Below are 24,363 nucleotides of genomic sequence, written 5' to 3'. Positions count from 1 at the left end.
TGTAGTGGCTTAATGAATCCGGACACTCCATAGAGGCGCTATAGTAGCGCCAACAATGAGGTGGCTATGTTCCAACAACGTCGTGCGTTTACCCCTGAGTTCAAGCTTGAAGCCGTGGGGCTGGTATTAGAAAAAGGTTATTCGGTTACCCAGGCATGTGAGGCGCTGGGTATCGGGACGACGGCTTTGCGCCGCTGGATCCATCAGTACAAGGACGAGAAGCTCGGCGTCATTCCGGAAGGCTGTAAAGCGCTCACACCAGAGCAACGCCAGATCCAGGAGCTGCACAAACGCATAGAACGGCTCGAGTTGGAGAAAGACATCCTAAAAAAGGCTACCGCGCTCTTGATGACGGACGAGTTCAAGCTCAAGCGCTAATCACCTCGTTCAGAAGCCGGCTACCGGTGCGGACCCTGTGTAACCTGTTCGATCTGCCTACTTCGACATACTACGAACAGGAAGAAAGGAAAAACCGTATTGATGCGCAAAGAATCGATCAACGTGCCGCTGTCACCGCGTTGTTTAACGCTAGTAACCAGTCGGCAGGAAGTCGCACCCTGGTAGCTCAGCTGGCACTGATCGGGCTGGTCCTGGGGCGTTACAAGGTGTCCCGACTAATGGAAGAGGCCATGCTGGTCAGTAAACAGCCTGGCCGCCATACCTACAAAGCCGGAGGAAAAACACACCCGACAGTTGAAAACCTTCTGCAACGGGAATTTAACGTGCAACATCCGAATCAGGTCTGGTGTGGTGATATCACTTACATCTGGATGGGTAAGCAATGGGCTTATCTGGCTGTAGTGATCGATCTATATGCCCGCCGGGTAATCGGGTGGGCCGTATCAGCCTCCCCTGATAGTGCACTGGTAATCAAGGCGCTGAGTATGGCCTACAGCCTGCGCGGCCAACCTAAAGGCGTGATGTTCCACTCAGATCAGGGTTGTCAGTACAGCAGTCTGGCTTACCAGCAGCAACTGTGGCGCAAGCGGATGGTTCAGAGCATGAGTCGGCGCGGCAATTGCTGGGACAATGCACCGATGGAGCGCTTGTTCCGAAGCTTCAAAAGCGAATGGATGCCCCGGCAAGGTTACCGCGACCTAGACGAGGCAACAAAAGACGTCAGTTATTACCTGATGAGTTATTACAACAAACAACGGCCGCACAGCTATAACGGTGGGCTGACACCGGAGATGACTGAGAAACGCCTTAACAAACTGTCNNNCCGGAATTAGTTGACCACTACAGGGAGCGATACTTCTACGAAACCAGTGCGTGCGCGGGCGATGGTCCTTTGAGAATAGTGCAACGGTTGTAGATGCAGTGTGGTCTGGTGCTTAAGTCTGTTTGAAAGTGGCTGGATAGCTTGTTCAGGGATTCAGTTTGTTTCGGATTTGGTGCTAAGGTGTGTTTCAACTTTTCCTTTGATATTCGCCCCACCCAGGATCCTGCATTGAATCGGTAATGGCGACCATCCTCGATTGTGGGGTAGGTATGCAGACGTGCCCAGTGTGTGAGGGGAGGCTCAAATCCGGAAGGGCCTTTTGGCATCGTGAATGCGCTCGGTGCAGGTATGAGGCTTCCACTCTGGAGCCGGCCATTAATTCCGCTGAGGTGCACTCCTTTATTGATGAGGAGTCGCGCCGGGTGGGGCTGGAGGTGTTGCGTAAGGATAACTTCAGGCATCTGGTCCAGCGGCTCAAGACCTACAAAGACCAGGATGCGCGCTTGCTTGAAGTCGGCGCTGCGCATGGCTGGTTTCTAAGCGAGGCGGGTAAGGTCTTCGAGGTGATGGGGGTCGAGCCTGATCAGGCGGTCTTTGATCATTCGGATCAGCGCGACCGCATGCGTTTCGGTTACTTTCCGGATGCACTTGAAGCTGACGAGCGCTTCGACATTATCGTGTTCAATGATGTTTTTGAGCACATCCCCGATTTAACCTCCGTACTGAACGCGTGCCATTCCCACCTCACCGATAATGGTTTGCTGCTGATCAACTTGCCGAGCAGCAGCGGCCTGTTCTATCGGCTTTCCAGAACGCTTCAGTGCGCTGGGCTGGCCGCTTCCTTCGAACGGCTTTGGCAGAAAGATATGCCATCCCCCCACGTGCATTATTTCAGCCCCGATAATCTTGATCAGTTGGTATCCAGATTCGGCTTCACTGAGCTGGAACGGGGCGCGCTGCCCACGTTACGCTTAAAGGGCCTGGCAACACGCATATCCTATGCAGGGGAGAGGGGCCGAGTGGCCAACGCTGCGCTCACGCTGGCAGTGGCATCGGCGATACCCCTGTTGCGTGTGCTGCCCAAGGACATTACCTACTCCATATATCAAAAAAGCGATCGGGCCAGATCGATGCAGCCCCAGTCTCGCCTGGATGGGGACCGCCAATGACGGCAGCATTGGAGCTTGGCAGGGATGTACAGATAGGCGTTGTCATTCCCAGCTATCGGGTAACAGCGCATGTGCTCGGGGTCATCGCCGGTATCGGTCCCGAAGTTACGCATATCTACGTTGTGGACGATTGCTGCCCGGAGGGGTCGGGCGAGCTGGTCGAGCGAGAGTGTACTGACGAGCGTGTACGCGTCATTCGTCATGAGCAAAACCAGGGAGTGGGCGGTGCGGTGATGACCGGTTACCGGGCTGCAATTGCCGATGGGGTTGATGTGATCGTCAAACTCGACGGTGATGGGCAGATGGATCCGACCTTGATACCGGATTTCATCGCGCCGATTGTTGCTGGCGTCGCCGATTACACCAAGGGTAATCGTTTCTTCTTCCTCGATCAGATTCACGCCATGCCCAAGGTGCGGTTAATTGGGAATGCTGTTTTGTCCTTCATGACCAAGCTGTCATCAGGCTACTGGGATCTGTTCGACCCCACCAATGGCTACACCGCCATCCACCGCGACGCGGCTGAACACCTGCCCTTCAGTAAGATAAGTCACCGATATTTCTTTGAGACGGACATGCTATTTCGTCTGAATACGCTGCGTGCAGTGGTGGTCGACGTGCCGATGGATTGCAAATACGGCGATGAACAAAGCAACCTGAGCATATCCAAAGTGATCGGTGAATTCCTGACCAAGCATGTGCGAAATGGCTTCAAGCGCATCTTCTATAACTACTACCTGCGCGATATGTCGTTAGCCTCCATCGAGTTGCCGATTGGCATCGGGCTTATGCTATTCGGCGTCATTTTTGGCCTCTATCACTGGATGCGTGCTGCAGAATTTGGCATGACGTCCAGCCCTGGTACCGTCATGTTGTCCGCTTTACCCGTGATCCTTGGGTTGCAGTTTGTACTGGCTTTCCTCGGGCACGACATCCGCTCAATGCCCCAGCAGCCTTTTCACTTGCTGCGTAAGCGGGTGAAATGCAAGCTGCCGGACGACCGAGAAAACGCCCCAACACGCAAACTGCCCAACCGGAAAACCGCCTGATGTTGATTACGTATTTGATGGCTGCGCTGTGCGTGCTTGGCATAGCCGCAGGCCAGATCTTGTTCAAGCTTAGCGCGACCGCGATGGTCGAAACCGACTCGCTGGTGTCAGTGAAAAGTCTCATTCCATTGTCTATCGCGATTGCGCTCTATGGCGTGACCTCCCTGGGTTGGGTATGGACCCTGCAGCGCATCGATCTGGGGCGCGTGTATCCGTTGATGGCGATGGCGTTTGTGTTGGTGCCGCTGGGTAGCTATGTGGCGTTCGGCGAGCGCTTTCAGGCGCAGTACTTCATCGGCGTGGCGTTGATCATTGCTGGCATTGTGGTAACTGTCAGGGCGTGACTTCAAAAGGAATTGCTGGTGATAAATCGATGTGGCCTGAAACGCGTAGGATCGTTATATCTCGGCGCTGTATTGCTCGCTGCGTTTTTTCTCTCGGTGATCGTTCCGCCGCTGCAGTCGCCGGACGAATTCGATCATCTCAAACGTGCTTATATGCTCTCGCAAGGGGAGCTGTTTCTAAGCGGTCCGGATGGGGTGGCCGCCGGCGGGCTTGTTGATACCGGGCTGCTGGAATATTACGCGCACTATTCAGGCTTCCCCACCAGGAGTGACGTCAAGCAAAGCCCCTTGCGTCTAGCGGAGGCCGGTCAGATTCGTTGGCAGGGCGAGCGTGTTTATAGTGGCGCGCCGGGCACGGGGTATTACCTGCCTTTTATCTACATTCCCCAAGCGGTTGGCTTTGCGATCGGCGAGGCGGTTGAGTTCACGGTTGACCGTTCTTATCGATTGGCTCGGCTGCTCACACTTGCTTCGTCGGTAGCGTTGTTTCTGGCAGCGTTGAGCCTGGTGCGACCGCCATTTTTTGCTCTGGCCTTACTGGCTTTGCCGATGACTCTGTTCCAGCTGTCGGCGGCGACGCTGGATGGTTTGTCACTGGCGCTTACGTTTTTTGCCATCTCCGCTTTTGTCGCGCTGGTGTCGGAGCCTGATGCAGCAAAGCGTTGGCTGTTTCCGGCTTTCATTATCAGCATCCTATTGCTCACCACGTCGCGCATCCAGTTGTTCCCCTTGTTGCTGCTCCCCTTTGTCGTGTATGTCTACACCCGTCAACGTAACGTTCTGCTAACTGCCGTGTTACTGGTTGTTGCGTCGCTGGCGTGGGTGGCGTTCGCTATGAGTACCACGGCGGGTAACCGAGGCTGGGTTGGCGCGTCGTCCTCAACCATTGTTATCTATTATCTGACCGACCCCTTGGCGTTTTTTGCGCTGCTAGCGCGGACGATCGCCCACCATTGGACCTTTTACACGCAAAGCTTTATCGGCGTTCTGGGTTGGCTGGACGCTCCGCTGCCTGAACCTCGCTACCGCTATATCGCTGCCATTCTGGTCCTGATCCTGCTTTGTTCACTGGTGAGGATTGATTGGAAACGAGACTGGGCCTGGCGTGCGGCACTGCTGTGTTGCGCCCTGGGCTCGGCACTACTGATTTTTATCGCGATGCTGGTCACCTGGACGGTTCACCCGGCTGATGTGATCGATGGCGTGCAAGGGCGTTATTTCGCGCCCTCTGTTGCGCTGTTCTGTTTTGCTGTGTTCAGTTCCGGTTCGCGGCAACACATGGCCATAAGCGTGTGCGGCTGGTTACTACTGGTCTTGCTGCTTATTTATTCCCTTAGTGCTGCGGCGACAACCATCTTGCAGCGGTATTACCTCCCGGCTCCTGAGGGCGCGGATTACCTGCTGGAGCTCACGCCCAGCGAACCTTTGAGTCAGGACCAACCCATCGTGTTGAGTTTGGCGGACGCCCCTGCAGACACGATAGTGGGACTCGGCATTCGGTTTGGAACCTACATGCGGGACAACCAGGGGCAGGCCTTGCTTGAGCTCCAAGCGGTTGATGGCAGCCTCGCCAGCATTCCGTTCGAGCTCGCCGGGCTGCAGGACAATCGATATCGGTTATTCCCGCTCCCACCGCAGCAATATGTCAGCGCTGTCATTCGAGCGGTGGAGGGCGGTGGTATCAGCAGCTGGGCCGTGTCCCGAGACGGCGCCGCGCAGCCCTGCGTGGTGTATCTGCTGGCGAATGGCAGCCAGCAGCTGACACCCGGCTGTCCTGCGCCATGATGTCTGGCTCGAAACGGCACGCCTGTCCGATTTGCAACGCACTGGGCATTCGTATCGGGAACTTCGTCCTGTTTTTCTAATCAGTGTTTGCAGGCCAAACTATTAATTCAGCTTGGCGTCATGCAGGTTCAACGGCCAGGGATACTGGCAGCTTTTGACACATGGAGTTTTCATATGAACATGCCTCTGCCTTTTCCAATCCAGCCAAATGCTGATAACGATTGTCACGCCTGCGAACGCTTGCGTGCTGAAGTGCGTTGTGGAGCGGGCGGCTGTTAGCCGCTGATTCGGGAGCAACGAATGAAGGGTATTGTACTAGCCGGCGGTTCAGGCACTCGGCTGTATCCGATTACCAAGGGCGTGTCGAAACAGCTCGTGCCGGTGTATGACAAGCCGATGGTGTATTACCCGATCTCAGTGCTCATGCTGGCAGGGATTCGTGACATTCTGATTATCACCACCCCGGAAGACCAATCCAGCTTCCGGCGTCTGCTTGGTGATGGCTCGGAAATGGGCGTGCGCTTCAAATATGTCATGCAACCGTCCCCGGATGGCCTGGCCCAGGCGTTCCTGCTGGGAGAGCGCTTTATTGGCAAGGATGACGTCTGCCTGGTGCTGGGCGACAATATTTATTACGGCCACGGCCTGGCACCGACCCTGGCCAATGCGGTGAGCAACGCCCGCAACAATAAGGCGACGGTATTTGGCTACCGGGTACATGACCCTGAGCGCTACGGTGTGGCCGAATTCAATGAGCAGGGCACTGTGGTCAGCCTTGAAGAAAAGCCCCTGCATCCCAAGTCCAATTACGCTGTCACCGGCTTGTATTTCTATCCGAATGACGTGGTTCAAAAAGCCAAGCAGGTTAAGCCCTCACAACGCGGCGAGCTGGAAATTACTTCATTGAATCAGATGTACCTGGACGAACAGCGGCTGAAGGTCGAGCTGCTCGGGCGCGGCTATGCCTGGCTCGATACCGGTACGCACGAAAGCCTGCTGGAAGCCTCGCAATTTATTGAGGTCATTGAGAAGCGTCAGGGCCTGAAGGTTGCCTGCCTCGAAGAGATTGCCTTCGAGATGGGCTATATCAACAAGGAGCAGCTACTCAAGCTGGCTGGCCCCCTGGCCAAGAACCAATACGGACAGTATTTGATCAAACGAGCGGAAGAGGTAATACCCGTTGATTTGTATTCCCCAGGCGATACCCGACGTCAAGTTGTTGCAGCCCAAGGTGCACGGAGACCAGAGGGGGTATTTCCTCGAGACGTTTCGTCAGGACCTGTTCGCCGAGGCGGTGGATTATAAGGTCGACTTCATTCAGGACAATGAATCCAGGTCTGCCAAAGGGGTGTTGCGCGGTCTGCATTTTCAGCTGTCGCCCCATGCCCAGAGCAAATTGGTACGCGTGGTTCAGGGCCGTGTGCTCGACGTAGCAGTGGACCTTCGCCGCGGGAGCCCGACTTTTGGCCAGCACGTGGCGGTTGAACTGAGTGGCGAGAACAAGCATCAGCTGTTCGTGCCGCGCGGTTTTGCCCACGGCTTTGTGGTGCTCAGCGATGAGGCGGTGTTTGCCTACAAGGTTGATGCCTACTATGCGCCGGAGTGCGACCGGGGGATTGCCTGGAACGATGCCCAGCTGGGCATCGACTGGCAGCTCCCGATGCAGTTGATCACCGTTTCTGACAAGGACTCCCGCCAGCCATTGTTGGCGGATATGACAGATCTGTTTGACTACAGCGCGGAGCTTTATGAGTCGTAAACACATCCTCGTGACGGGCAGTACCGGGCAGCTGGGAAGAAGCCTTCAAATGATCGCAGGGCAGTACCCCGAGTTTGAATTTCACTTTTTCAACCGCTCCCGCCTCGACCTGGCGACGCCTGGCGTGGTGCATGCGTGCCTGGAAGATCATGCCTTCGATTACCTGATCAATTGTGCTGCCTACACTGCGGTTGATCGCGCCGAAACTGAGCCAGAGCTGGCTGAGCAGATCAACCACCATGCGGTGGCTGCTCTGGCTGAGGCGGCCCGGAAGAAGGGCACCTGCCTGATTCATATCAGCACTGACTACGTGTTCGATGGCTGTCATTACAAACCCTACGCTGAAGACCATCCCACGGCGCCAATCAATCAGTACGGCCAGACCAAGCTGCACGGCGAGCAGGCCATCCAGCGTAGCGGCGTTGATGCGTGCATCGTGCGCACCAGTTGGGTCTACTCTGAGTTCGGTAACAACTTCGTCAAGACCATGCTGCGGCTAGGCCAGGAGCGCGAACGGCTGACCGTTATCAACGATCAGGTCGGCACCCCGACCTACGCCGGTGACCTGGCAACCGCCATCATGGCGCTGGTGCGCCGGCGTGAAAGCCAGCCAGTTGAGTCGGGTTGCAAGGTGTTCCATTACAGCAATGAAGGTGTATGCAGCTGGTATGACTTCGCGCTGGAGATCTTCGACATGCAGCCTTTGCAGTGCAGAGTTGATCCGATCGATACGGTGAATTACCCGACGCCGGCCCGACGCCCGTATTACAGCGTGCTGAACAAAAACGCGTTCCGTGACTATACGGGCGTGGACGTGCCGCACTGGAAGCACTCACTCAATATCTGCTTGAGCAGGCTCAAGGACGCAGCAAAAAATGGCTAAAATATTAGTGACGGGCGGGGCCGGCTTTATCGGTTCCGCAGTCATCCGTTATGTGATGCGCGAAACCCAGCATGAGGTCGTTAACCTCGACAAACTCACCTACGCCGGCAATCTCGAGTCGCTTGGTCCGTTCCGCGACGATCCGCGTTACGCCTTCGAGCAGGTAGATATCTGCGATGAGCCGGAGGTCAAGCGCGTGCTGCAACAGCACCAGCCCGATGTCATCATGCACCTGGCGGCCGAGTCGCACGTAGACCGTTCGATCGACGGCCCCGGCGCGTTTATTCAGACCAACCTGGTTGGGACCTACGTATTGTTAGAGCAGGCTCGCGCCTACTATCTGACGATGGATGCCGCACGCAAAGCCGGCTTCCGCTTCCATCATATCTCCACCGACGAAGTCTATGGCGACCTGCCTCATCCCGATGAGCAGGCCGGCGAGCTGCCTCTTTTCACCGAACAGACTGCCTACGCACCTAGCTCGCCGTACTCGGCCAGCAAGGCCGGTTCGGATCACCTGGTGCGGTCCTGGTATCGCACCTTTGGCCTGCCGGTGGTGGTGACCAATTGTTCCAACAACTACGGTCCCTACCACTTCCCCGAAAAACTGATCCCTCTGATGATTCTCAATGCCCTGGAAGGCAAACCCTTGCCGGTATACGGCAAAGGCAATCAGATACGCGATTGGCTCTACGTTGAAGATCACGCCCGGGCCCTGGTGCTGGTGGCCACGCAGGGCAGCATTGGCGAGACCTATAACATCGGTGGCAACAACGAGAAGCAGAACATCGAGGTCGTGCACACGCTGTGCGCACTGCTGGATGAGCTCAGGCCGCGTGAACAGGGCAGCTACAAGGACCTGATCACCACGGTGGAAGACCGCCCCGGGCACGATATGCGCTATGCGATTGATGCCAGCAAGATCCAGCAGACACTCGGCTGGTCGCCACAGGAAACATTCGAGAGCGGGCTGCGCAAGACGGTTCAGTGGTATCTGGATAATCAGGACTGGTGCCGGCGGGTGCAGGATGGCAGTTACCAGCGTGAACGATTGGGAGTAGCCGGCTGATATGCAGGATTTTTCCATATCACCGCTGAGACTGATCAAAAGCACCTGGACGCAGCGCGGGTTGATTCTGGCGCTGACCAAACGCGATATTGCCGGTCGCTATCGAGGGTCTTTCTTCGGGGTGTTCTGGTCGTTCCTTACCCCGATCCTGATGTTGTCAGTGTTCACCTTCGTGTTTGGCGAGATCTTTCAGTCTCGCTGGGGCGAGGGCGACCTCACGGGCCCACTGGACTTTGCCGTTGCGTTGTTCGCGGGGTTGCTGGTGTTTAACTTCTTCTCTGAATGCATCAGCAAAGCACCGGGGCTGGTCATCGCCAATGCCAATTATGTGAAGAAGGTGGTCTTCCCGCTCGAGATTCTCACCATTACCACCTTGCTGGCGGCGCTGTTCCACCTGCTGGCGGGCTACGTGATACTGCTGATTCTGATGGTGCTCTCCAATTGGGAGCTCACCCTACATATGCTCTACATACCCATCGTCCTGCTGCCGTTCGTCATACTGGTGTTGGGGCTGACATGGGGGTTGTCCGCATTGGGGGTTTACCTGCGCGACATCAGCCAACTGATTGGTCCGGTGCTGACCGCCATGATGTTTTTGAGCCCGATCTTTTATTCGGTCTCGTCCGTCGATGCCAAATTTCAATGGATTTATGCGCTGAACCCGCTGACGCTTGTCATCGAGCAGGCGAGGGCCGTCATGCTCATGCACCAGACTCCCGACTGGTCGGCGCTTGGTTTGTATATGCTTCTGAGCCTTGCGGTGGCGTACGCGGGTTTTATCGGGTTCCAGACTACGCGCAAAGGGTTTGCCGATGTCATCTGAGGTAGCGATAAGCGTTAAAGACCTGAGCAAGTGTTATCAGATTTACGCGAAGCCGCAGGACCGACTGAAGCAGATGCTGTTTCGCCGTCGCCGTTATTACAACGAGGCGTGGGCCGTGCGAGACGTGAGTTTCGAGGTCAAGCGTGGAGAGACAGTCGGGATCATCGGGCGGAATGGCAGCGGCAAGTCGACCATCCTGCAGATGATCTGCGGCACGCTTAACCCCACCGGTGGCCAGATCACCACCAACGGGCGCATTGCCGCTCTGCTGGAGCTTGGTTCGGGGTTCAACCCTGAGTTCACTGGACGGGAAAACGTGTACCTGGCCGCTTCGCTCTATGGGCTCAGTCGGGACGAAATCACTCGCCGCTTTGATCGGATTGCGCAGTTCGCGGATATCGGCGATTACATCGATCAACCCGTCAGAACCTACTCTAGCGGTATGTACGTGAGGCTTGCCTTCGCTGTTATTGCCCACGTTGATGCCGATATTCTGGTGGTTGATGAAGCGCTAGCCGTGGGCGATGCGGTTTTCACGCAGAAGTGCATGCGCTTTATCCGCGAATTCAAGAAAAACGGAACGCTGCTTTTCGTCAGCCATGATATGGGCTCGGTTATCAACCTCTGCGAGCGTGCCGTGTGGATGCACCAGGGCCAGCTGCGCGAATCCGGTCATTCCAAGGATATTGCCGAGGAGTATCTGCAGTACACACTGCAAGAGGTATATGGCGAAGAGGCCAAACTGGAAGGGCTGCGGCAGCCTGCCAGTATCGATAACCACAGCAGCGACCGGGCTCCTGAAATCGAGGCTACGCAGGCCGCTGTGGTTGAGTATCCGAGCAATTTCCAGACGCAGAATAATCTCAGCGCCGCCAATGGCTGGAAAAGCGGTGCCGGTGAAATCGTCTCGGTACGGCTCTCCAGGCTCTCCGGTGAAGACGGCGAGGTACTCAAGGGCGGTGAAGTGGTGCGGATGAGTATTCGCGCCGTGCTGCATAAAGACTTCACTCAGCCGATTCTCGGCTTCCTCGTCAGGGATAGGCTTGGTCAGGACCTGTTTGGTGAGAATACGCTGCCTTTTTCTGACAGTAACCCCTGCACCGGCGAGGCGGGCGAGACCATCGAAGGTCATTTCGTATTTCGGTTGCCGATGCTGCCCAATGGGCAATATGTGGTGATGTCTTCGCTGGCAGATGGTGATCAGCACAACCATGTGCAACATCACTGGATGCATGACGCGCTGGTAATCAATGTTTCATCCAGCAAGGTGCGCTGGGGGCTCGTTGGTGTTCCCTTTGAAGCAGTTACTTTGGTCAAGACCCCATGAAGTCATTGAAAAATCTCTATAACGAGCATGCCGGCAAGGTATCGGACAAATGGTCTTTATACCTGGATGCCTACGACGAGATGTTCAGCCCCTTCCGCGACCGCAAGCTGAATCTGCTGGAAATTGGCATTCAGAACGGCGGTTCGCTGGAGCTGTGGGCGCGCTATTTTGATAGGGCGGAACAGATCGTCGGCTGCGATATCAATCCCGACTGCGCACGCCTCACTTATGATGATCCGCGCATATCTGTCGTGGTGGGCGATGCCAATAGCGACGCTGCCATGGCTGAGATCCTGCAGATCGCCAGCAGCTTTGATCTGATCATTGATGATGGCTCGCATACCTCTTCCGACATTATCCGCTCCTTCGCGCGCTATTTTCCGCGTTTGAGGGATGACGGCCTCTTTGTCATCGAAGACTTGCACTGCAGTTATTGGCGGGAATTCGAGGGTGGGCTCTATGCCCCGTACTCCTCGATGAGCTTTCTGAAGCGGCTGTCCGATATCGTCAATTATGAGCACTGGGGCAAAGCCGGCAGCCGTGCGGAGCTTGTCAGTGGTTTCAAAGAATCCCTCGGCGAATCATTTGACGAAACTGTGCTCGCACAAGTGCATTCGGTTACCTTCCTCAATTCTGTGTGCATAATCCGGAAGCGGCCGGCGCAGCGTAACGAGCTGGGTGAGCGGATCGTGGTCGGCGAAGAGGCGGCGGTCACTGACGAGCCGTTGCAGCTTTCTGAGCGCCGATCGGTTGCCGCAGATCAATCCGCCAATCCGTGGACGCAGCTTGATCGCGGCCCTGATGAGCTCTGGCAGGAGCAGGTCCGGATTGCGCAGGCAAGCTCACAACGCGTGCTGGAACTTGAATCCCTGTCTGACGAGCTGAAACAGACCAGCCAGGAGCAAATCAGCCGGCTAGCGCAGCTTGAAACAGAGCTCAGTCGAGTGCAGGCGGAGAACGCCGAATTGCTGAATTCGGCATGTTGGCGATACACCGCGCCGGTGCGCACTGCGGTCACAACCATGCGCAAGTTGCAGAGCCTTACCAGAATTGCCAGTCCCGTTATCAAGGCTCAGGGCGGCGTTCGGCCTACGGCACGCAAACTCTGGTCAGTCCTGAATCGGGAAGGGCTAGAAGGCCTGCGTATGCGGGTCCGCCATCAGTTCGGCACGCAACATCAGTTGCAAGCCGCTTCAGTCGATGTCTCGTTCCTGACTCCTGTAACGCGACCGGCCACCGAATTGCTGCAACGGCGGGTGCTTATTATTGCCGAGCTGAGTATCCCGCAGTGCACCAAATACCGCGTCACGCAAAAAGTCGAGCTGCTTGCCAGCCTGGGCATCGAAGCCAATGTAGTCAGCTGGACCGAATATCAGACCTGCATGACGCTGCTTTCCAGCCACAGCGAAGTCATTTTTTATCGCGCCCCGGGGTTCCCGCTGGTACTGAATTTGATCGCCGAGGCGCAGCGGCTTGGTGTGACCTCTTACTGGGAAGTGGACGACATCATTTTTGATCGGGAGGTGTTGGCGCAAACCAAAGCGCTTTCTGGGCTCGACCCCGCGGTCTATCGGGAGTTGCTGGCTGGCGCCGAATTGTATCTGGCCGCAATGCAGGCGTGTGACCAGGGCATTGCTTCGACTACAGCACTGCGCGGCGCAATGGAGCAGCGTACCGGCAAGCCGGTTTATGTCGTCGAGAACGCACTTGATAAAGGCACCATCGCCGCGGCTGAACGGATAAACGCCGTGCCGAAAGTGGCGGGTTCGCAGGTTCGCATCGTGTATGGCTCCGGAACCAATACGCATAATGTCGATTTCGAGCAGGCTGCAGACGCGATAATTAAGGTCATGGAACGCTACGAGCATGTTCGGTTTCGACTGATCGGTACCCTGGAATTGCCGGACACCTTCGAGCGATTTGGTGACCGGGTCGAGAAGATCCCGTTTTGCTCATACGATGAGTATCTCGGCTTTCTGGCGGAGTGCGATATAAACATCGCGCCGTTGGAAAAGTCGCTGTTTACTGATGCCAAGAGCAATATCAAGTATCTCGAAGCGGCTATCGTCAAGTTGCCCAGTGTGTGTTCCAAGGCACAGGCCTTTTGCGATGCGATAGAGTCCGGTGAACATGGTTTCCTGTGCGGGACAACGGATGAGTGGACTCACTGTCTGTCGGCCCTGGTAGAGGATGCGAGCTTACGCAGCCGTATGGGACAGGACGCCTATGAGCATGTCATGCACCGCTATGCCCCTGGTTATATAGCCGCTGAACAAGTAGCCGGAATATTCCCTGCCCAGGCGCAGCGCCATAAGCCACGTGTCCTATCGGTAAACGTGTATTACTCTCCGCGAAGTTTCGGTGGTGCCACCATCGTCGCCGAAGAGCTGAACAAGCTGATCGATGCCAGCCGCTACAACGTATACGTGTTTACCACGCTCGCCGAGGGTGTGGCCGATCCCTATAGTGTTCGCCGGTATGAGGCGGATCAGATTTCCGTTTTCGGTTGTGTTATTCCATCGGGGCTGGAGCCGGGCAAACAGTTCGAGAACCCCGATGTCGACCGAGCCTTCAGCGAAGCACTCGCCGCAATCAAACCTGACCTGGTGCATTTTCACAGCATCCAGAACATAGGCGTGACGCCACTGGAAATATGTCGCACGCATCAGGTCCCCTATGTTGTGACGGTGCATGACCCTTGGTGGCTGTGCGGCAGGCAGTTCATGATCGATCGCTCGAATCAGTTTTGCGGACAGTATGTGATTGATCTGAAGGTCTGTGCCAGTTGCGTCGATAATCGCTCTATCAACGCGTATCGGAGCAACTTGCTCCGTGATCGCCTATTGGCCGCTAGCCGTATCCTTGCGCCTAGCCGCTATTTCGCCGACTTTCACATCGCCAATGGTTTACCGGCGGAGCGTGTGGTGGTGAACAAGAATGGTATTCGCCAGCCCTTGTGTGCAGAGCGAATCAGACGTTCAGAGAATGTGCGTTTCGCCTACGTGGGTGGCAACACTGAAATCAAGGGCGTGGATCTGGTTCGGTCTGCGTTTGGTTCGCCAATGCCGGAACAGGTCCGGCTACGCGTTGTGGATAACACTTTGAACCTCGGTTATAGCTCCTTCCCCGCGGACTACTTCGACGGGTGCGGAGACGTTGAGATCGTTCCTGCTTATTCTGCGAAGAACATCGATGTGTTTTACGCGGATATCGATGTGTTGCTCTTTCCAACCCGATGTAAGGAAAGTTTTGGCCTTACCGTGCGGGAGGCCCTTGCGCGGAATGTATGGGTGATTGCCACCGATGGCGGCGCTGCAGTGGAAGATATCGTGGACGGCGTCAATGGCTTCGTTATCCCCTTCGATGATGACGGAACGGCGCTCAGGCGCGCCGTTCTGGCTACAGTCGATCTATTCGATGGTATTTCAATCGGCGAGCAGGTTGTGTTTGGCGAGGGTGGCAGTATTCGCTTCTTTGAAGAGCAGGCGCTTGAGCTTGAGGGCATTTATGACGAGGCGATCAACGAGCGCCAGGCCGGCTCCATAGCGGTTTCTGCAGTTTGAATCCTTCCCTGGTGAGTCGGCATGACTGAATCAGAGGATGTAACCATCGCTCGACAAGCCGTGGCCGCAGTGGTGGTGACCTATAATCCGAACATGCCAAAGCTTTGCCAGTTGCTCTCCATGCTGTTGCCGCAGGTGGGAACGCTTGTTGTCGTCGATAACGGCTCTGCCGCTGGCTTGCTTGAAGGCCTTCCAGATGGGGTGGTAGTGATTGATCTGGACACGAACAGGGGAATAGGCGCGGCTCAGAACGAGGGTATTATCGAGTGTCTGAAGCGGGGTGCAGAAGCTATTGTGTTCTTCGATCAGGACAGCACAATCGGTCCGGCGTTGATTGGCGGTTTATCCGCCTGTTTTAGTGACGACCAGGTCAACATAACTGCCCCTGTTTCGTTCGATAGTGTGCATGGCTTTGGTTATCCCATTGTTGACGTGGCCGCTAACGGCGCCAGACGCAAGTATTTGCCGGAATCGCTCGACAAGTCGCTGGATGTGTCAGTGGCTATCTCGTCAGGAACAATGGTGCGCGCCAAGGTGTTCGTTGAAGTAGGCATGCTCGACGAAGGTCTGTTCATCGATTACGTCGACACCGAATGGTGTCTGCGCTGTGCGAGGGCGGGGTTTAAGGTTCGCATCAATCCGAAGGTATCCATGCGGCATTCGATAGGTGACTCAGTGCGCGGCTTGGCAGGATTCAAGGTGCCTGTGCATAGCCCTGAGCGCAGGTATTACCGGGTTCGTAATGCGCTATTGCTGTTCAGATATCCGCATGTCCCGTCGCGGATGCTGGTTCGCGAAGTCGTGGTCGGCTTTGTGCAGCAGTGCCTGCTGGTGGTCATGGAGCCGAGACGAAAAGACTACGCACGCTACTATATCGCTGCTATTCGTGATGGCCTGAAAGGCCGGAACGGGCCGTTGGTGACCCGATGAACGAGGGACTGTCGCCTCGGATCGCTGTGTTATTGGCGGCTCACAATGGGCGGCTCTGGGTCGAGGAGCAGGTGGACACCATTCTGCGCCAGGAAGGCGTATCGGTAACCCTGTTCGTCAGCGTCGACGCTTCCTGTGACGGCACCGAGGCGTGGTTCGACGATCTGGCCGCGCAAGACAATCGGGTGCGGACACTGCCGCACGGCGTGCGTATGGGCAGTGCCTCCGCCAATTTTTTTCGTCTGATTGCTGAGGTCCCCGCGCAGGATTTTGACTATTTTGCGTTCGCTGATCAGGACGACATCTGGAATGCAGACAAGCTGGCGCGTGCTTCCGGCGTGCTTATCGCAACGGGGGCCGACGGCTACTCGGGAAACGTCACCGCGCTGTGGGCAGATGGACGGCGCGCACTGATTGAGAAATCCCAGCCGCAACGACGGTGGGACTTTCTGTTCGAGGCCGCAGGCCCGGGCTGCACCTATGTGTTTTCTCCCAGGCTTTTTCTCTCGCTGCGAGACTTTGTTTCCAGTCATCGTTCAGAGCTGGACGCGGTGCATCTCCACGACTGGTTCTGTTATGCCTTTGCTCGCTCGCACGGGTTTGAGTGGCATATCGATCCCGAGCCTAAAATGCTTTACCGGCAACATGAGGAAAACCATCTGGGGGTCAATAGTGGTCTCGATGCCATTATCACCCGGTGCCGAAATATCGTTAACGGCTGGTGGTTAACCCAGGCGCGGACGATTGCAAGCCTGGTCGGTTTGGCCGATGACGTCTTTGTGCGGTCGTGGCTGACGCCCGGCAGGCGCTTCGGTTATCTGGTTCTGCTGGTGAATACCCGCCATTGCCGACGCAAACGCTTCGACGCGCTGTTCATGGCCGCTGTGATGTCGCTGATGTTTGTCACAAATCCGCAATGATCTCAGGGTGAAATCGCGCGTGTGGTGGCGAGTTGGAGCACTCTCAACTACCCATCGTGTCTGAGCAAGACGGTACGCGCCGTCTGTGAGATCATCCGGAACTTCTCCGCTAAAAAACGTTCCACACATCAGGCAGGTTAGCGTCCCTTTCATGGCTAGTTTGCGCCCGCAGGCTCATGGCATGCATGGACTATTGATATCGAATTTCTCATACATGGAGTTTCCGTGAAGGTTACTAAAGCCGTTCTCCCCGTCGCAGGTCTTGGTACGCGTTTCTTACCCGCCAGCAAAGCTATTCCAAAAGAAATGGTCACCGTCGTAGACAAGCCGGTGATTCAGTACGTGGTAGAGGAAGCCCTCGCTGCAGGTATCAATGAAATCGTGCTGGTAACCCATTCCAGCAAGCGTGCGATTGAAGATCATTTTGACACGAATTATGAACTTGAAGCCGAGCTCGAGCGCCGCGGCAAGCTTGAGTTGCTCGAGGTGTTGAAGGACACCGTTCCGGCCGGACTCAAGGTCTCGGTGGTGCGTCAGGGCTCAGCCCTGGGTCTGGGCCATGCGATCAATTGCGCCCGCGCAATCATTGGCGATGCGCCCTTTGCGGTGATGCTGCCTGACGTGCTGGTGCAGCAGTCGGGCACGCGCACTGACCTTGGCGTGATGGCAGAGCACTTCCACGAAACTGGCAATGCGCAAATTATGGTCGAGCCGGTACCCTACGATCAGGTGAGTTCCTACGGGGTTGTGGATATCAAGGGCGTCGAGCTGGAAGCCGGTGAAGGCGCGCCGATGCATCGGGTGGTTGAGAAACCGCCGCGTGAGGAAGCACCGTCCAACCTGTCCATTGTCGGGCGTTATATTCTGCCGGCGCGGATTTTTGAACTGCTGGATAACACCCCTCCGGGCGCCGGTGGCGAGATTCAGCTTACCGATGCCATCGCAACGCTGATGACAGAGCAGGGCGTCGATGCCTTCCGCATCCGTGGCCGGTCATTTGATTGCGGCAACAAACTCGGTTATCTCGAAGCCACTCTGGCCTACGGCCTCAAGCATCCCAAACTCGGGAGCGATTTCCGGGCCCTGTTAAAGCAGTACCAGTGAGGATTTAAGCGCAATGTATATCGATGTGTATGGAGACACGCTGTGCGCGCTCGTTAGTGCTGCCGGCCTGGCTTCCTCAGGTCACAATGTAAGCCTGCACGTGCCGGAGGGGCCCGCAGCAACAACCCTCGCCAATGGCGGATGCCCCTATCGTGAGCCTGGCCTGGATGAACTGGTGACCGAACAGACCATAGCAGGCCGTTTCAAGCTGGCTGCGGATGGTGCGCCGCCAGATGAGCGCGCGGCGATTATCTGGCTGGCGCTGTCGCCCACCGACATCGATCTGGCATTTGAAATCATCGGCAAGTTACCGACCGAGAGCGGCCGTAGCTGGGTGGTGGTGAATCAGTCGACGTTCCCCGTGGGCACCACCGAAGCGCTCGAACGCGCATTGGGCGAGTTGCCGGGCAGTGAATCAACGCAGCGTGTCGCGGCCAGCCTGCCTGATCTGTTGATCGAAGGCGCTGCGGTGAAGAGTTTTACCGCGGCCAACCATTGGTTGCTGGGCTGTGACTCGCCCTGGGGCAAGCGCATGGTTGCCGAGGCGTTGCGGCCCTATAACCGTCGGCGCGACAACATCATGATGATGCGCCCGCGTGAAGCCGAATTCACCAAGCTGGCTATCACTGGCATGCTCGCGACCCGCCTGAGTTTCATGAACGATATGGCCAATCTGGCGGACATGCTGGATGTGGATATCGAACGCGTGCGTCAGGGTGTTGGCAAGGACCCGCGCATTGGCGATAGCTACCTGTACCCGGGTTGCGGTTTCGGCGGCCTGAGCTTCTCGCAGGACGTGATGAATCTGGCGTCCACGCTCAAGCACAGTGGTATCCAGGCGCAGTTGCTGGATCAGGTGCTTCGTATTAACGAGCGTCAGAAAGAGTCGCTGTTCCGCAAGTTGTGGCGCTACTACAGCACCGATTTGCAAGGCAAGAAGGTGGCGATCTGGGGTGTGGCCTTTAAGCCCGAATCGGCGCGTATCGACAATGCGCCGGCGCTCAAGTTGATTGAGGCGCTGTGGGCGCAGGGCGTGCAGGTGCATGTGCACGATCCACGCGCGCTACCGGCGTTGGCCGAATGGGCTGGCGATCGCCGTGATCTGGTGCTGCACAAGGATCCCTATGCCGCATTGGTCGATGTTGACGCGCTGATGCTGGTGACCGAATGGGATGCCTATATGAGTCCTGACCTGTCTCACATGAAGGCCACCATGAAGCAGCCGTTGTTGCTCGACGGCCGCAATATATGGGATCCGGACTTCATGAAGCAGAACGGGTTTGAGTATTTTGGGATTGGACGACGCTGATGACTGAAGCCACAGACAAGCAATGGGAAGAGCTGATCGCTCACGGTCAATTGGTGGAGAAACAGCACCTTGCCGATTTCTTTGCCGAGGACAGCGAGCGATTCAACAAGATGCATCGGCAGTTCGGCCCGCTGATGTACGATTTTTCCAAACAACGTATGACCGCCCAGACGCTGCGCCATCTGATCGATCTGGCTGATGCCCATGATCTTCAGGGCTGGATAGACAGACTGTTCAGCGGTGAAGAGGTCAACTGCACCGAAGGTCGCGCCGCCATGCATTGGGCGCTGCGTTTGCCAGCGGATGCCAAGTGCCAGGTCGGCGAAGACAATGTCACCGCCCAGGTGCACGGCCAGTTGCAGCAAATGGAGCGCATTGTTGATCAGATCCATGCGGGGCAATGGCGTGGTGCGACCGGTGAAGTGATCACCGATGTGATCAATATCGGGGTAGGGGGCTCGGATCTTGGTCCCTTGATGGTCACCGAAGCGCTGAATGATTTCACTTGCCCGACCAAGCATCGGTTGAATGTACATTTCGCGTCGACTATCGACGGTAGTCAGCTGTCGCAACTGCTGCGAGACAAGAAGCCGCAGTCGACGCTGTTCGTTATTTCATCCAAATCCTTTACCACCATCGATACGCTGACCAATGCCGCGACTGCCCTGCAGTGGCTGCAGCGGTCGTTTGGCAAGCGGGCCAGTTCCAGCATCCTGCATTGTCACTTCATCGGTGTCTCGGCGTCGCCGCACAAGATGACCGAGTGGGGCATTACCGAAAAGAACCAGCTGGATTTCTGGGGTTGGGTCGGTGGCCGGTATTCGCTGTGGTCAGCGATCGGTCTGCCGATTGCATTGAAAATCGGTATGCACGGTTTCCGGCGCTTGCTGGCCGGTGCCCACGATATGGACGAGCACTTCAAGGCGACGCCCTGGGAAGACAATCTGCCGGTGCTGATGGGCATGATTGGCGTATGGAATACCAATATTCTGGATATCAACGCGCTGTCGATTCTGCCCTACGATGGCCGTCTGAAGCAGCTGCCGCTGTATCTGGAGCAGCTCGAGATGGAATCCAACGGTAAGAGCATTACCCGCGATGGCGAGCCGGTTGGCCGCTCAACCTGCCCGATCATCTGGGGTGACGTGGGCCCCAATGCCCAGCATGCGTTCTATCAGCTACTGCACCAGGGCACTGAGGCGGTTACCTGCGATTTTATCGTGCCGGTGCGACGCTACCACGAAGCCCAGCATCACGAGTCGGCAGGCGAACTGGCAGCGCAACATCAATTGTCGCTGGCCAACTGTCTGGCGCAGTCGCGTTTGTTGGCGTTGGGTGATGCAGCGCTGAAAAATGCCGAGGAGATGCCGCTGTATATGCGTTATCGCGGCAACCAGTCCAGCTCTACGGTGCTGCTCGACGAGCTGAACCCTTACACACTGGGCGCGCTGATCGCGCTGTATGAACACAAGGTGTTCGTGCAATCGGTGATCTGGGGTATCAATCCCTTCGATCAGTGGGGCGTGGAGATGGGCAAGAAACTCGCCATGAGTACTCTGGCGAAAATTCGTGGCGAAGACTCAAGCCTGGATGACACTGATGTGTCCACCGCCGGATTGTTACGGCGGATCAAGGCAGAATGGAAATCATAGGAAACACACATGACACAGCTTACGTGCTTCAAGGCATATGACATCCGCGGTCAGCTCGGGACCGAACTGAACGAAGACATCGCCTACCGCATTGCCCGCGCCTTCGCCAAATGGCTGAAGCCCAAGCGCATCGTGCTGGGCGGCGACGTACGCGAGACCTCTCCGCAGCTCAAGGCCGCTCTGGCCAACGGTCTGCGTGATGAGGGCGTGAATGTATTGGATCTCGGCCTGGCCGGGACCGAAGAAGTGTATTTTGCGACCTTCCACCTGGGTGTGGACGGGGGTATTGAAGTCACTGCATCGCATAACCCGATCGATTACAACGGCTTGAAGCTGGTGCGCGAAGGCAGTCGGCCGATTTCAGCCGATACTGGCCTGAAGGACATCCGCGAGATGGCCGAGGCCAGCCACTATGAGCTGGTGGACGGGCGCGATCCGTCGGTACCTGATGACAAGCGTGGCCACTACGACATGGTCGATACCCGCGCGGCGTTCGTCGAGCACCTGATGGGGTATATCGATCCTGAGGCCTTCACGCCGCTCAAGCTGGTGGTCAACGCCGGGAACGGCGCAGCGGGTCCAGCCATCGATGCCATCGAAGCGGCGTTCAAAGAGAAGAACATTCCGGTCACCTTCGTGAAGATCTGCCACGAACCCGACGGCACCTTCCCCAACGGTATTCCTAATCCGATTCTTACTGAAAACCGTGCGATCACCGGTGAAGCGGTGCTCAAGCACGGCGCGGATATGGGTATTGCCTGGGATGGCGACTTCGATCGTTGCTTCCTGTTCGACGAGCAGGGCCGGTTCATCGAGGGATACTACATTGTTGGCCTGCTGGCCGAAGCCTTCCTCAAGAAGGAGCCGGGTGCAGCCATCATTCACGATCCGCGCCTAATCTGGAACACCATCGAGCAGGTTGAGCAGAACGGCGGCCGTGCGGTGCAAACCAAGGCTGGTCACGCGTTCATCAAGGAACGCATGCGCAAGGAAGACGCGGCGTACGGCGGCGAAATGAGCGCTCACCATTACTTCCGCAACTTCGCCTATTGCGACAGCGGCATGATCCCCTGGTTGCTGGTAGCCGAGTTGCTGTGCCGCAAGGGCAAGCCAATGTCGACGCTGGTCGATGAGCGGATCGCTGCGTATCCGTCTTCAGGCGAGATCAACCTGACGGTGAACGACGCGCCGGCGGTACTTAAGGCAATCGAAGATCAATATGCCAAGGACGCGCTGGAGGTTGATTACACCGATGGCGTCAGCATCCGCTTCGATCAATGGCGCTTCAATCTGCGTGCGTCCAACACTGAGCCGGTCATCCGCCTGAACGTCGAAAGCCGTGGCGATGCGGCATTGATGGAGCGTGAGACGCAGAAGCTGCTCGATAACATTCGCGCATTATAGGCGCCGTCATGGGCGGCCTGAGAGAACGGCTGGCGGGGCTGAGTTACGGACAGAAGCGCGTCCTGCAGATACTTGCAGATGTGCTGCTGATGTGGCTGGCGCTGTGGGCCGCATTTTATCTCAGGCTGGCCAGCGATGGATGGATCTGGCCGGAAGGCAACCAGGGCTGGATATTCATCCTCGCGCCCATTCTCGCCATTCCTTTCTACATTCGCATGGGCATGTACCGTGCGGTTCTGCGCTACTTCGGCAACGATGCGTTAATAACCATTTTCAAGGCGGTCACGCTTGGTTGGTTGGCGCTGCTTGCCACAATGTGGCTGCTCCGCGAGTTTGTGCTGGACGTAATCCTGTCGCGCTCAGTGTTTTTCGCCTATTGGTGCTTGAGTCTCGGGCTGCTCGGCGGATTGCGTCTGGCTGTGCGGGAGTACTTTCTGGGTGACTGGTTTAATGCAGGCAATATCGTCAGCCCGGTCCATAGCGACTTAAAGCTGCCCGTTGCCATCTACGGCGCCGGCGCCGCAGGTAACCAGCTCCTCGCCTCGATCAAGGTCAGTCGCTCGTATAAGCCGGTCGCCTTCATAGACGATAATCCTGATCTGCATGGACGTACGGTCGAAGAGCTGTTCGTTTATCCTGCTGAGCAGATGGACAGAATGATAGAGCAGACGGGAGCGCGAGAGGTGTTTCTGGCGATCCCGTCTGCCAGCCGTGGTCGCCGCCAGCAGATACTCGAAGCGCTGAAGGAATACCCGCTGCATGTGCGTTCCATGCCCGGCATCATGGATATCGCCAGTGGCAAGGTGCGGGTTGAGGATTTGCAGGAAGTCGACGTCGCCGACGTGCTTGGACGCGAGGCTGTACCGCCGGACCGCTCCTTGTTTGAACGCTGTATCAAGGGCAAGGCCGTCATGGTTACCGGTGCTGGGGGCTCGATTGGCAGTGAGCTGTGCCGGCAGATCGCGATGTGCTCACCCGACAAGCTGGTGCTGTTCGAGCACAGCGAATTTGCGCTCTACGCGATTCACTCGGAGCTGGAGAACTGGAACCGGCTCTATGGGCTGGGGATCACCTTGGTCCCGATCCTGGGATCGATCCGTAACGCGGTACGCTTGCGCCATGTGATCAATGCCTGGCGGATCGAAACGCTTTATCACGCCGCTGCGTACAAGCATGTGCCCATGGTGGAGCACAATGTCGCCGAAGGCGTGATGAACAATGTGTTCGGCACGCTGAATGTTGCCCAGGCGGCCATCCGGTGCCAGGTTGAATGCCTGATTCTGGTATCCACCGACAAGGCTGTGCGACCTACCAATGTAATGGGCTCAACCAAGCGCCTGGCAGAAATGCTGATGCAGGCGCTGGATGCCGAACAGGCGCCGATATTGTGGGGCGAGGATAACGGAGTGAGTTACGTCAACCGGACCCGCTTCGCCATGGTGCGTTTTGGTAATGTGCTGGATTCCTCGGGTTCGGTCATCCCACTGTTCCGCGAGCAGATTCGCCGGGGCGGCCCGCTCACGGTGACGCATCCCGATATCACGCGTTATTTCATGACCATTCCCGAAGCGGCGCAGCTGGTGATTCAGGCTGGGGCGATGGGTGAGGGTGGGGACGTGTTCGTATTGAACATGGGTGAGCCGGTCAAGGTGGCCGAACTGGCGCGCAAGATGGTGCTCCTGTCGGGTCTGACGGTAAAAGACAACGACAATCCGGGCGGTGATATCGAGATTTCCTACACTGGGCTGCGCCCCGGGGAAAAGCTCTACGAAGAACTACTGATCGGCGAGAATCCCGAATCTACCGGTCATCCCGAGATTTTCCGTGCCAATGAGCGTTATCTGGAATGGAGCGACCTGACCGAGATTCTGGACAGGCTTCATCAGGCCGTGCAGAGGGACGATTATCCGACCATACGCCAGTTATTGATCGACACCGTGCAGGACTACAAGCCCAACGGCGGTATCGTCGACCTCTTGTATGAACACCATCGGACTGCGGATTAAGCAATTGGCCTGGTGTTGTGTTGGTTGGCTGGCTTTCAGCCAGCG

Annotated in this window: 19 protein-coding genes; all 19 read left to right on the top strand. The window is 56.7% G+C overall.

The features are described from left to right. The first annotated feature begins 66 nt into the window (after positions 1 to 66). Positions 67 to 1,232 (top strand): IS3 family transposase gene (locus FHK95_RS19140; RefSeq protein ID WP_150306236.1). Its coding sequence is split into 2 segments (ribosomal slippage): positions 67 to 325 and positions 325 to 1,232, totalling 1,167 coding nucleotides; the frame shifts between segments, so codons are not numbered across the junction. Positions 1,233 to 1,644: 412 nt separating this feature from the next. Continuing rightward, positions 1,645 to 2,391: a class I SAM-dependent methyltransferase gene (locus tag FHK95_RS19135; protein ID WP_178114855.1), complete on the top strand. Its 747-nt coding sequence runs from the start codon at positions 1,645 to 1,647 to the stop codon at positions 2,389 to 2,391. Then, on the top strand, positions 2,388 to 3,440 hold the full coding sequence (locus tag FHK95_RS19130) for a glycosyltransferase family 2 protein (protein ID WP_150306234.1): 1,053 nt from the start codon (positions 2,388 to 2,390) through the stop codon (positions 3,438 to 3,440). Before FHK95_RS19135 ends, FHK95_RS19130 begins: the two co-directional genes overlap by 4 nt. Next, positions 3,440 to 3,784, top strand: a complete 345-nt coding sequence (locus FHK95_RS19125) for a DMT family transporter (protein ID WP_235906842.1) — start codon at positions 3,440 to 3,442, stop codon at positions 3,782 to 3,784. Before FHK95_RS19130 ends, FHK95_RS19125 begins: the two co-directional genes overlap by 1 nt. 18 nt (positions 3,785 to 3,802) lie before the next feature. Then, positions 3,803 to 5,569, top strand: coding sequence for a DUF2142 domain-containing protein (locus FHK95_RS19120; RefSeq protein ID WP_178114854.1), 1,767 nt, complete (start codon positions 3,803 to 3,805; stop codon positions 5,567 to 5,569). A 300-nt stretch (positions 5,570 to 5,869) separates the two neighbouring features. Next, positions 5,870 to 6,874: a glucose-1-phosphate thymidylyltransferase RfbA gene (gene rfbA / locus FHK95_RS19115; RefSeq protein ID WP_408003650.1), complete on the top strand. Its 1,005-nt coding sequence runs from the start codon at positions 5,870 to 5,872 to the stop codon at positions 6,872 to 6,874. Then, positions 6,759 to 7,328, top strand: coding sequence for a dTDP-4-dehydrorhamnose 3,5-epimerase (rfbC, locus tag FHK95_RS19110; protein ID WP_408003651.1), 570 nt, complete (start codon positions 6,759 to 6,761; stop codon positions 7,326 to 7,328). The genes rfbA and rfbC overlap by 116 nt, the downstream gene beginning before the upstream one ends. Beyond that, positions 7,318 to 8,211, top strand: a complete 894-nt coding sequence (gene rfbD, locus FHK95_RS19105) for a dTDP-4-dehydrorhamnose reductase (RefSeq protein WP_150306231.1) — start codon at positions 7,318 to 7,320, stop codon at positions 8,209 to 8,211. The genes rfbC and rfbD overlap by 11 nt, the downstream gene beginning before the upstream one ends. Further along, positions 8,204 to 9,280 carry a dTDP-glucose 4,6-dehydratase gene (gene rfbB / locus FHK95_RS19100; protein WP_150306230.1) on the top strand — a complete coding sequence of 359 codons (1,077 nt, stop codon included), beginning with the start codon at positions 8,204 to 8,206 and terminating at the stop codon, positions 9,278 to 9,280. Before rfbD ends, rfbB begins: the two co-directional genes overlap by 8 nt. Positions 9,281 to 9,341: 61 nt before the next feature. Then, positions 9,342 to 10,103 (top strand): ABC transporter permease, encoded by a 762-nt coding sequence (locus tag FHK95_RS19095; protein ID WP_235906841.1) that lies wholly within the window; start codon positions 9,342 to 9,344, stop codon positions 10,101 to 10,103. Then, positions 10,093 to 11,430, top strand: coding sequence for an ABC transporter ATP-binding protein (locus tag FHK95_RS19090; RefSeq protein ID WP_150306228.1), 1,338 nt, complete (start codon positions 10,093 to 10,095; stop codon positions 11,428 to 11,430). The genes FHK95_RS19095 and FHK95_RS19090 overlap by 11 nt, the downstream gene beginning before the upstream one ends. Further along, positions 11,427 to 14,993, top strand: a complete 3,567-nt coding sequence (locus FHK95_RS19085; protein WP_150306227.1) for a glycosyltransferase — start codon at positions 11,427 to 11,429, stop codon at positions 14,991 to 14,993. The genes FHK95_RS19090 and FHK95_RS19085 overlap by 4 nt, the downstream gene beginning before the upstream one ends. 21 nt (positions 14,994 to 15,014) lie before the next feature. Then, a complete protein-coding gene (locus tag FHK95_RS19080) occupies positions 15,015 to 15,923 on the top strand; it encodes a glycosyltransferase family 2 protein (RefSeq protein ID WP_150306226.1) in 909 nt (302 codons plus the stop codon). Beyond that, positions 15,920 to 16,843, top strand: a complete 924-nt coding sequence (locus FHK95_RS19075; protein ID WP_150306225.1) for a glycosyltransferase — start codon at positions 15,920 to 15,922, stop codon at positions 16,841 to 16,843. The genes FHK95_RS19080 and FHK95_RS19075 overlap by 4 nt, the downstream gene beginning before the upstream one ends. Before the next feature lie 225 nt (positions 16,844 to 17,068). After that, a complete protein-coding gene (gene galU, locus FHK95_RS19070; RefSeq protein WP_150306224.1) occupies positions 17,069 to 17,947 on the top strand; it encodes a UTP--glucose-1-phosphate uridylyltransferase GalU in 879 nt (292 codons plus the stop codon). A gap of 13 nt (positions 17,948 to 17,960) precedes the next feature. After that, a complete protein-coding gene (locus FHK95_RS19065; RefSeq protein WP_150306223.1) occupies positions 17,961 to 19,256 on the top strand; it encodes a UDP-glucose dehydrogenase family protein in 1,296 nt (431 codons plus the stop codon). Then, positions 19,256 to 20,908 (top strand): glucose-6-phosphate isomerase, encoded by a 1,653-nt coding sequence (pgi, locus tag FHK95_RS19060; RefSeq protein WP_150306222.1) that lies wholly within the window; start codon positions 19,256 to 19,258, stop codon positions 20,906 to 20,908. The genes FHK95_RS19065 and pgi overlap by 1 nt, the downstream gene beginning before the upstream one ends. Before the next feature lie 9 nt (positions 20,909 to 20,917). Continuing rightward, a complete protein-coding gene (locus FHK95_RS19055; RefSeq protein ID WP_150306221.1) occupies positions 20,918 to 22,312 on the top strand; it encodes a phosphohexomutase domain-containing protein in 1,395 nt (464 codons plus the stop codon). An 8-nt stretch (positions 22,313 to 22,320) separates the two neighbouring features. Next, on the top strand, positions 22,321 to 24,318 hold the full coding sequence (locus FHK95_RS19050; protein WP_150306220.1) for a polysaccharide biosynthesis protein: 1,998 nt from the start codon (positions 22,321 to 22,323) through the stop codon (positions 24,316 to 24,318). Positions 24,319 to 24,363 lie beyond the last annotated feature (45 nt).

Source organism: Pseudomonas saliphila, from assembly GCF_008638345.1.
Taxonomy (GTDB): Bacteria; Pseudomonadota; Gammaproteobacteria; order Pseudomonadales; family Pseudomonadaceae; genus Halopseudomonas; species Halopseudomonas saliphila.
This window is presented reverse-complemented; position numbering and strand designations above follow the sequence as displayed.

What these genes read in the sequence shown, in the direction of transcription:
- FHK95_RS19130 (WP_150306234.1), top strand. Translation starts at nt 2,388, where the DNA reads ATGACGGCAGCATTGGAGCTTGGCAGGGATGTACAGATAGGCGTTGTC.
- FHK95_RS19125 (WP_235906842.1), top strand. Translation starts at nt 3,440, where the DNA reads ATGTTGATTACGTATTTGATGGCTGCGCTGTGCGTGCTTGGCATAGCC.
- rfbA (WP_408003650.1), top strand. Translation starts at nt 5,870, where the DNA reads ATGAAGGGTATTGTACTAGCCGGCGGTTCAGGCACTCGGCTGTATCCG.
- rfbD (WP_150306231.1), top strand. Translation starts at nt 7,318, where the DNA reads ATGAGTCGTAAACACATCCTCGTGACGGGCAGTACCGGGCAGCTGGGA.
- rfbB (WP_150306230.1), top strand. Translation starts at nt 8,204, where the DNA reads ATGGCTAAAATATTAGTGACGGGCGGGGCCGGCTTTATCGGTTCCGCA.
- FHK95_RS19090 (WP_150306228.1), top strand. Translation starts at nt 10,093, where the DNA reads ATGTCATCTGAGGTAGCGATAAGCGTTAAAGACCTGAGCAAGTGTTAT.
- FHK95_RS19085 (WP_150306227.1), top strand. Translation starts at nt 11,427, where the DNA reads ATGAAGTCATTGAAAAATCTCTATAACGAGCATGCCGGCAAGGTATCG.
- FHK95_RS19080 (WP_150306226.1), top strand. Translation starts at nt 15,015, where the DNA reads ATGACTGAATCAGAGGATGTAACCATCGCTCGACAAGCCGTGGCCGCA.
- FHK95_RS19075 (WP_150306225.1), top strand. Translation starts at nt 15,920, where the DNA reads ATGAACGAGGGACTGTCGCCTCGGATCGCTGTGTTATTGGCGGCTCAC.
- FHK95_RS19065 (WP_150306223.1), top strand. Translation starts at nt 17,961, where the DNA reads ATGTATATCGATGTGTATGGAGACACGCTGTGCGCGCTCGTTAGTGCT.
- pgi (WP_150306222.1), top strand. Translation starts at nt 19,256, where the DNA reads ATGACTGAAGCCACAGACAAGCAATGGGAAGAGCTGATCGCTCACGGT.
- FHK95_RS19055 (WP_150306221.1), top strand. Translation starts at nt 20,918, where the DNA reads ATGACACAGCTTACGTGCTTCAAGGCATATGACATCCGCGGTCAGCTC.
- FHK95_RS19050 (WP_150306220.1), top strand. Translation starts at nt 22,321, where the DNA reads ATGGGCGGCCTGAGAGAACGGCTGGCGGGGCTGAGTTACGGACAGAAG.